8 protein-coding genes, 1 pseudogene and 1 riboswitch are annotated in these 7959 nt (G+C 61.5%); of the genes and pseudogenes, 3 read left to right on the forward strand and 6 right to left on the reverse strand.

Translation table 11 applies throughout. The features are described 5' to 3' along the window. The coding region (locus WC739_RS23345; RefSeq protein WP_372955360.1) for a Rieske 2Fe-2S domain-containing protein at window positions 1-870 on the reverse strand (870 nt) is incomplete at its 3' end. Between the two features lie 112 nt (window positions 871-982). Further along, a riboswitch (cobalamin riboswitch) is annotated at window positions 983-1185 on the reverse strand. A gap of 497 nt (window positions 1186-1682) precedes the next feature. Here WC739_RS23345 and WC739_RS23350 point away from each other — a divergent pair. The 3 genes from WC739_RS23350 (at window position 1683) to WC739_RS23360 (ending at window position 2472) form a co-directional block, all read left to right on the forward strand. After that, complete coding sequence (locus WC739_RS23350; RefSeq protein ID WP_372955361.1) at window positions 1683-1880, forward strand: DUF680 domain-containing protein; 198 nt, start codon at window positions 1683-1685, stop codon at window positions 1878-1880. Between the two features lie 73 nt (window positions 1881-1953). Continuing rightward, entirely contained in the window at window positions 1954-2160 is a 207-nt protein-coding gene (locus WC739_RS23355) for a DUF680 domain-containing protein (RefSeq protein WP_372955362.1), read from the forward strand. A gap of 69 nt (window positions 2161-2229) precedes the next feature. After that, entirely contained in the window at window positions 2230-2472 is a 243-nt protein-coding gene (locus WC739_RS23360; RefSeq protein WP_372955363.1) for a DUF680 domain-containing protein, read from the forward strand. Between the two features lie 81 nt (window positions 2473-2553). Here WC739_RS23360 and WC739_RS23365 read toward each other — a convergent pair whose 3' ends face one another. The 5 genes and pseudogenes from WC739_RS23365 to WC739_RS23385 form a co-directional block, all read right to left on the reverse strand. Then, on the reverse strand, window positions 2554-3666 hold the full coding sequence (locus tag WC739_RS23365; protein WP_372955364.1) for an ABC transporter ATP-binding protein: 1113 nt from the start codon (window positions 3664-3666) through the stop codon (window positions 2554-2556). Window positions 3667-3689: 23 nt separating this feature from the next. Then, complete coding sequence (locus WC739_RS23370; RefSeq protein WP_372955365.1) at window positions 3690-5354, reverse strand: alpha-glucosidase; 1665 nt, start codon at window positions 5352-5354, stop codon at window positions 3690-3692. Window positions 5355-5358: 4 nt separating this feature from the next. After that, window positions 5359-6513 carry a carbohydrate ABC transporter permease gene (locus WC739_RS23375; RefSeq protein WP_372955366.1) on the reverse strand — a complete coding sequence of 385 codons (1155 nt, stop codon included), beginning with the start codon at window positions 6511-6513 and terminating at the stop codon, window positions 5359-5361. Between the two features lies 1 nt (window position 6514). Then, entirely contained in the window at window positions 6515-7528 is a 1014-nt protein-coding gene (locus WC739_RS23380) for a carbohydrate ABC transporter permease (protein ID WP_372955367.1), read from the reverse strand. 212 nt (window positions 7529-7740) lie between these two features. Continuing rightward, a pseudogene (locus WC739_RS23385) lies at window positions 7741-7959 on the reverse strand (alpha-glucoside ABC transporter substrate-binding protein); the annotation flags it as partial.

Raw genomic sequence — 7959 nt, forward strand, 5'->3', positions numbered from 1 at the left:
GTCGGCCGAGACGGTGTCCGACAGGTTCTTCCCCACCGCGCGTTTGCCGTTCATCGTGTAGCTGACGGCGTCGCGCAGCAGCGGCGCGCGGGTTGCGCGGTACTGCCCGGCCGGATCGATGCGGAACTTGCTCGGGAGGCCCACGGCCTCGCACTTCGCCCAGTGGGCGAGCATTTCCGGGTCGCTGTCGGCGCCTTGCACGCCGGTCACCGTCGGCGCTTCCGGGAACGTCTTGCAGAGTTCCGGATGATTGCCCGCGCAGTGATAGCACTCGCGGTTGTTTTCCCACACCAGCTTCCAGTTGCCCTTTTCGATGATCGTGCTCTCGAAGGCGATTTTTGCCTCGCGCAGGCGGTGCGGCAGAAGATAGGGTTCGATCATCGCCCGCATCGGCGCGAAATCGGCAGGCTCTTTGGCCAAGCAGACAAAGACATAGCCGCCGACGCATTCGCAGGCGACCGGCTTCAGGCCGAACTGGCTCTTGTCGAAACCGTCGGCCATCTGGCGGGCGAACAGCAGCCGGCCGTCCAGTTCGTAGGTCCACTGGTGATAGGGGCAGACCAGCTTGGCCGCGGTGCCCTTGTCGGTGTTGCAGACTCGGCTGCCGCGATGGCGGCAGGAATTGTGGAATGCGTTGATCTTGCCTTGCTGGTCGCGCACGAGAACCACCGGATAGTCGCCGACCTGGACCGTGATGAAGCTGCCGGGCTTGGGCAGTTCGCAATCGTGACCGATAAACAACCAGTCGCGATACCAGATCAGCTCCATGTCGAGCTTGAAATACTCCGGATCGGTGTAGAAAGGCTGCTCCAGGGAAAAGCCTTCCCTGCGGCTGTTCAAGAGCCTCAGCATGTCGGCGCGAGCATCCATGTCCTGTCCTCATATGCAAGGGCTGAACTGGTGGTGACGGAGGAAGGATTGGATGCCCGCCGGCGAAAGCCCGGCATGCATCGTCCGCCTCTTGATCGCCCACCGCGATCAGTCGAGTTCAACGATCTCGGGCTGGTTTCCGGGCTCTGGAGCTGTCCTTGCGGACCATCGCGACACCTTCCCAGGCAATCGCCCAGTGGTCTCCCGTTGCGACTTGAACTCCACCACCGTTGCGGGGGCAGCGCCGGAATCTGACCGGCTTCCCAATTCTCCGCCTCGACTTAACGAAGCGGCACCTGAGATGTCGTGATCTAATCACGCGCGCTTGCGCGCCATCGGCATGAAAACGACATCGTATCCATGCCGCGCGACACGGATGGGAAATCCCGCTGGCGACAATGAGCGGCACGTTTTCCCGATATCCAGCGCGGCTTCTCACTCGCCGGAATCACCCTTCTGCGAGGGCCTCCAAGCAAAAGGTATCGAAAAGTGACTATTAGAGTCTTCTAAAATCGAACCGAACGGTTCGTTTCTGTTGACAGTGCGTCCAGCATAGTGTGAACGCCGGCTGGCAAGCTCTCCATCGGCACCGTCATACAATATTCCTAAACACCTGAAAAGATTGCATAAAAAAATCCTGCTGGAAATCAGATCGGCAAATTCAAGCACCGAACTCGCGGCTGTTCGAAACAACTTCGTGATTGGAAAAGGCGAAGCCGTCGTCCCACATCGGGGCGGTCCGAACGACGCGAATTAATAAACAGGCACGCCGCTAGACGGACAGCAAAAAGAAGATACTGGAGTACCAAAAAATGAAAAAGATCATCCTCACTGCCGCGGCTCTTCTGGCCATTTCCGGCAGCGCCTTTGCCAACAGCGACCATTATGGTTCGAATGCCCCAGCGGCCACCGCTGTCGACGGCTCGTACACCGCTTCGATCAAGAAGTCGGAACCGGCTGCCCAGAAGCCTGCCCAGGGCGCCGACCATAACCTCTTCGGCAACAACTAAGACCGGATTTCCCAGGCGACGGCGGGCCCGGCCCGCTGTCCTGGCGAAAACCCAAAATTCAGGAGTACAAAAAATGAAAAAGATCATCATCACTGCCGCCGCCCTTCTAGCCATTTCCGGCAGCGCCTTCGCCGGCAGCGACAATTTTGGTTCGAACGGTGCCAACCAGCCGGCAGTGTCCTCGACCGACAATTCCTACACGGCTTCGATCAGCAAGTCCGAACCGGTCAAGCAGGCGCCTGCCCAGGGTGCCGACCATAACCTCTTCGGCAACAACTAACATTCGAACCCGGCAGATGGCGGGCTTGCCCCGCCGCCGGTGGACTTCGAGAATTCAGGAGAAATTAAAATGAACAAGATCCTCATCGCCGCCGCCGCCCTTCTGGCCGTTTCTGGCACCGCTTTCGCAGGCAGCGACAATTTCGGTTCCGACAACGCCAATCAGCCTGCGGTAACTTCGTCCGGCGTGGATACGCGACCCACGGCTTCGATCCGCAACGACGGCTCGCCGGTCTACAAGCTGCTCAACTCGTCGGCTGATGCGCCGAAGTCGGCCCCTCAGGGCAGTGACCGGAATCTCTTCGGTCGCTAACAAACCGATACCAAACTGAAAGAGCGGCGGGCCAACGGCCCGCCGCTCTTTTTTGTCAGTCTCATCGGCGGTAAGCCCGCCTCAGGCGGCCTTTGCTTCCGGTTTTTGCAGTGCGAAGGAACGTCCGTCCGCATCGAAGATATGCAGGTCTTCCGGATTGGCGGTCAGTCGCAACGTCGAGCCACGCTTGACCTCGGCATTGCCCGGCAGTTTGGTCACCAGCGGCAGGTCGGAGCGGCCGATGTCGACATAGACAAGCTGCACCTCGCCGAGTTGCTCGACATAGTCCACCGTCCCCTCGAACAGATAATCGGCGCCGCCGGCGATGGCGAGGTCTTCCGGACGCACGCCGAAACTGACGGACGTGCCCTTGGCCGAGGCGGGCGTCGCGATCGGCACCGTCGCCTTGCGGCCGCCGACATGGCTGATGACGGTAGGGTCGCCGGTCTTGTCGATCGTCGCCGGCAGGATGTTCATGGCCGGCGAGCCGATGAACTGGGCGACGAACAGATTGCCGGGCTTCTTGTAGAGATCCATCGGCGTGCCGACCTGCTCGATATGGCCCTCCTTGAGCACCACGATGCGATCGGCCAGCGTCATCGCCTCGACCTGGTCGTGGGTGACGTAGATCATCGTCGTTTCGGGCATCGATTCCTTGAGCTTGGCGATCTCGATGCGTGTGGCGACGCGCAAGGCTGCGTCAAGGTTCGACAGCGGCTCGTCGAAAAGGAAGACTTTCGGATTGCGAACGATGGCGCGGCCGATGGCGACCCGCTGGCGCTGGCCTCCCGACATCGCCTTGGGCAGGCGGTCGAGATATTTGGTCAGCTGCAGGATCTCCGCCGCCTGGCGCACGCGGCGGTCGATCTCGGCCTTGTTCTCCTTGCCGATCTTCATCGAGAACGCCATGTTGTCGTAGACGGTCATGTGCGGATAGAGCGCATAGGACTGGAACACCATGGCGATGCCGCGTTTAGACGGCGGTACGTCGTTGACCACTTCGCCGGCGATCCTGAGCTCGCCCGAGGTGATTTCCTCAAGTCCTGCGATGGACCGCAGCAACGTCGACTTGCCGCAACCCGACGGTCCGACGAAGACGATGAATTCTCCCGACCTTATGTCCAGGTCGATGCCGTGGAGAATGTTCAAATTGCCGTAGGACTTCTTCACTTGTCTCAGCGTTACATCGGCCATGATTCCCTCCCAGTGGTTTGTATTCAGTCGGTACGCCCGAACCAGGCGCCATAGCCGCCGAGCCTGATGGAGCCGCCGCTTGCCTGACCGGAAAACCCGTGCCCGGGCAGAGGCTGTGGAGACCGGTCGCCAAGATCGAGGCTGGCCGGTGTCGCCCCCAGATTGAAGACGCAGACGATCTGCTCGTTGCCTTCGCGGCGCGTGAAGGCGACCACGTCGCCCTCGCTTTCGAGAAAGCTGATATCGCCCTTGGCCAGCGCCGGATGCATGCGACGGAAGGCGAGAAAGCGCCGGTAGTGCTCGAGCAGGGAATGTTCGTCGCCTTGCTGGATATTGACGGCCTGGGTCAGATGCTTGGCCGGGACCGGAAGCCAGGGTTTTGCAGAGGAGAATCCGCCGTTCCTGGCGCTGTCATCCCACACCATCGGCGTGCGACAGCCGTCGCGCCCTTTGAATTCCGGCCAGAAGCGGATGCCATAGGGGTCCTGAAGATCCTCGAACCGGAGGTCGGCTTCGCCGAGCCCGAGCTCCTCGCCCTGGTAGATGCAGACCGAGCCGCGCAGGGACATCAGCAGTGCTGAGATGACCTTGAGATAGGCTGTCGGGTCGGGTTCATTGGCCGCCCAGCGCGAGGCTGGCCGCATGACGTCGTGATTGGAAAAGGCCCAGCACGACCATCCGTCACTGGCGACATTGCCGAAGGCTTCCAGCACCGAGCGGACCTTCGGGGCGCTGATCTTCTCCGGTGCCAGGAAGTCGAAGGAGTAGCACATGTGCACGCGCTTTTCCCCGGCGGTATAGGCAGCCACCACCTCCAGCCCGCGTTGTGAATCACCCACCTCGCCGACCGCGGCCGTCGCCGGATATTCATCGAGCAGGGCGCGGAAGCGCTCGAGAAAGCCGAGGTTCTCCGGCCGGCTCTTGTCGTAGAGATGATCCTGGTAGTTGTACGGGTTGACCGAAGGCGCCGTCTGGTCGTTTCGCTCCTCCGGCGGCAGCGGCGGGTTGCTTTCCAGCCCCTGGCTGTGGAAGTAGAAATTGATGGTGTCGAGCCTGAAGCCGTCGACCCCACGCTCCAGCCAGAAACGGGTTGCGTCGAGCAACGCGTCCTGAACTTCCTTGTTGTGGAAATTGAGGTCCGGCTGCTCGGCCAGGAAATTGTGCATGTAATATTGCTGGCGGCTGGTGTCCCACTGCCAGGCCGATCCGCCGAAGATCGACAGCCAATTGTTGGGCGGCGTGCCGTCCGGACTGGCGTCCGCCCAGACATACCAGTCGGCCTTCTTGTTGTCGCGGCTCGACCGGCTTTCCCTGAACCAGGGATGGTTGTCGGCGGTGTGCGAAAGCACCTCGTCGATCATCACCTTCAGCCCGAGCCTGTGCGCCTCGGCCGTCAGCGCATCGAAATCCGCCAGCGTGCCGAACATCGGATCGACGTCGCAATAATCGGTGACGTCATAACCGAAATCCTTCATCGGCGACTTGAAGAAGGGCGATATCCAGATGGCGTCGGCGCCGAGTGCGGCGATGTAGGGCAGCCGTTCGATGATGCCCTTCAGGTCGCCGATGCCGTCGCCGTTCGAGTCTTGGTAGCTGCGCGGATAGATCTGGTAGATCACCGCGCCTCGCCACCAGTCGCGATCGACGGCAAGGTCGGGTTTCGAGCTGGCTTTCAAAGCGGATTGCATGGTCTCAGCCTCCTTTCACCGAGCCGGCAAGCAGCCCGCGGACAAAATAGCGCTGCAGCGAGAAGAAGACGATCAGCGGCACGATGATGGTCACGAATGCCGATGTCGTCAGGATCTCCCAGTCGCCGCCGCGTGAGCCGAGCAAGGCATTCAGCTTGGCCGTCAGCACGATCTGGTCTGCCTCCGTACCGAGGAAAACCATTGCCACCAGCAGATCGTTCCATACCCAGAGGAATTGGAAGATGGCGAAGGACGCCAGCACCGGAAACGACAGGGGCAGGACGATCTTGACGAAGATCTCGAAGTCGCTGGCGCCATCGATGCGCGCCGACTCCATGATTTCGCGCGGCAGGCCGGCAATATAGCTCCTCAGCAGGTAGATCGCGAAGGGCAGGCCGAAGCCGGTATGCGCCAGCCAGATGCCAAGATAGGTCTTGGACGGCACGCCGAAGAAAGCACCGACGCCGTTGTAAAGCTTCAGCAGCGGGATCAGCGACATCTGCAGGGGCACCACCAGCAGGCCGATGATCACCGCGATCAGCAGGGCGCGGCCGGGGAAGCGCATCCAGGCCAGCGCATAGGCGGCAAAGGCGGCGATCAGGATCGGGATGACGGTCGCTGGAATGGTGACCGTCAGCGAGTTCATGAACGAACGGCCGATCCCTTCCGAGAACAGCACCGTCTTGTAGTTGTCGGTGGTGAATTTCGGCGGCGCCGACGAGGCGTAGTAGACGCGCTGGCCGCGGTCGCCCTCGAAGGCCTTGGGCGAACTCATGACGAAAGTGCCGTCCGCATCGACCTGCAGGGTCAAGCCGTTGCCGAGATCGGCCGAGGTGCCGGCCGGATATTGCGTCGGCGCCGCCGATTTGACGCCGAAGGCGCTGATGCTGCGCACGGGGCCGTCGCCGAAGATGTTGCCCTGGAGGACGAACTTGCCGTCTTTCTCGACCTGCGCCGAGGCCGGCGGCAGCCGCCCCGCCTCGGTCTGGCTGGAACTGGAGAAGGAGTTCCACCATCCCGAGGCGATGATCTGGTCCTTGTCGCGCAGGGACGAGACGAGAATGCCCAGCGTCGGAATGGTCCAGATGGCAACGAAGATGAAGACGGCGATGTGGACGCCAAAGCGGCTGGCGAAGGAGTTTCCGGTCGCGACGGCCATCTCAATGCTCTCCCGTCTCTTTGTTCGCCTGGCGGATGTTCCAGATCATGATCGGAATGACCGCGATCATGATGATGATGGCGATGGTGGCGCCGCGGCCGAAATCTCCGCCGCCGCGGAACATCCAGTCGAACATCAAATTGGCCAGGACCTGGCTGTTCCACTGGCCGTTGGTCATGGTCAGCACGATGTCGAACACCTTGAGCACCAGGATGGTGATCGTGGTCCAGACGACGGCGATGGTGCCCCAGATCTGCGGCACCATGATCTTCCAGAAGATCTGGAAGGGATTGGCGCCGTCGATGACTGCGGCTTCCAGCGTCTCCTCGGGGATGCCGCGCAGGGCGGAAGACAGGATGACCATGGCGAAGCCGGTCTGGATCCAGATCAGGATGATCATCAGGAAGAAGTTGTTCCAGAACGGCAGCGAGATCCAGACCTGCGGCTGGCCGCCGAAATGCTGGATAATGGCGTTGAGGAGGCCGATCTGGGTCTGGCCGTCGCCGCGATACTCATAGATGAACTTCCAGATCACGCTGGCGCCGACGAAAGAGATCGCCAGCGGCAGGAAGATCAGGCTCTTGGCGATCGTGCCCCACCAGATCTTGTCGGTGAGCACGGCGATGATCAGCCCGAGGAAGGTGCAGGCGGCGGGCACGACGGCCAGCCAGATGATGTTGTTGAGGATCGAGTTGCGGAACTCCCGGTCGCCGAATGCCCATTCGTAGTTGGCGAAGCCGACGAAGCTGGTGCCGCTGCGGTCGAAGAAGGAAAGCCACAGCGTCGCGATCACCGGATAGATCAGGTAGATGGTCAGTATGATCAGCGCCGGGCCGACGAAGAGCCACGGCCGGACGAGGCCCTGCCGGCGCAGATTGTCGATGGCAGCGGCGCCGGCAACGCCGCGCGACGGGAAGATCAGGTCGACCAGCCTGTTGGCGCCCCAGAAATAGGCGACGCAGCCGCCGACGCCGATGATGATGACAAATATGGCCGAGACAATCTGAGCCGCCATGGGTTCCTCCCCCTGCGCATGATCCGGCAAGGTTGAATGACCTTGGTGACGGGACCAGGCGACGATTCATTTGCTTGGAGCGAGACCGGCCGGTGAACACTGACGGACCGAGCCTCGCATTTATGCGCTGATGACGAAGGCCGCGGTGCATGCCGTCGTCGGATCCGGGCCCGCCGGGTCCGGATCCAGTTAGACGGAGACGCCGGGCTCGCCTACTTGATCGCGTCCCAGCTCTTCTGGATGTCGGTGGCGACATCCTGCGCCGACTTGCCGCCGACGAGGTCGATCATGCCGGTCCAGAAAGCGCCGGCGCCGATCTTGCCCGGCATCAGGTCCGAGCCGTCGAAGCGGAAGGTCGAGGCGTTGGCGAGGATTTCGCCCTGCTTCTTCAGCGCGTCGCTGGCATAGGCATCCTTGTTGACCGACTTGAA

This window comes from Mesorhizobium sp. (assembly GCF_041661565.1).
Taxonomy (GTDB): domain Bacteria; phylum Pseudomonadota; class Alphaproteobacteria; order Rhizobiales; family Rhizobiaceae; genus Mesorhizobium.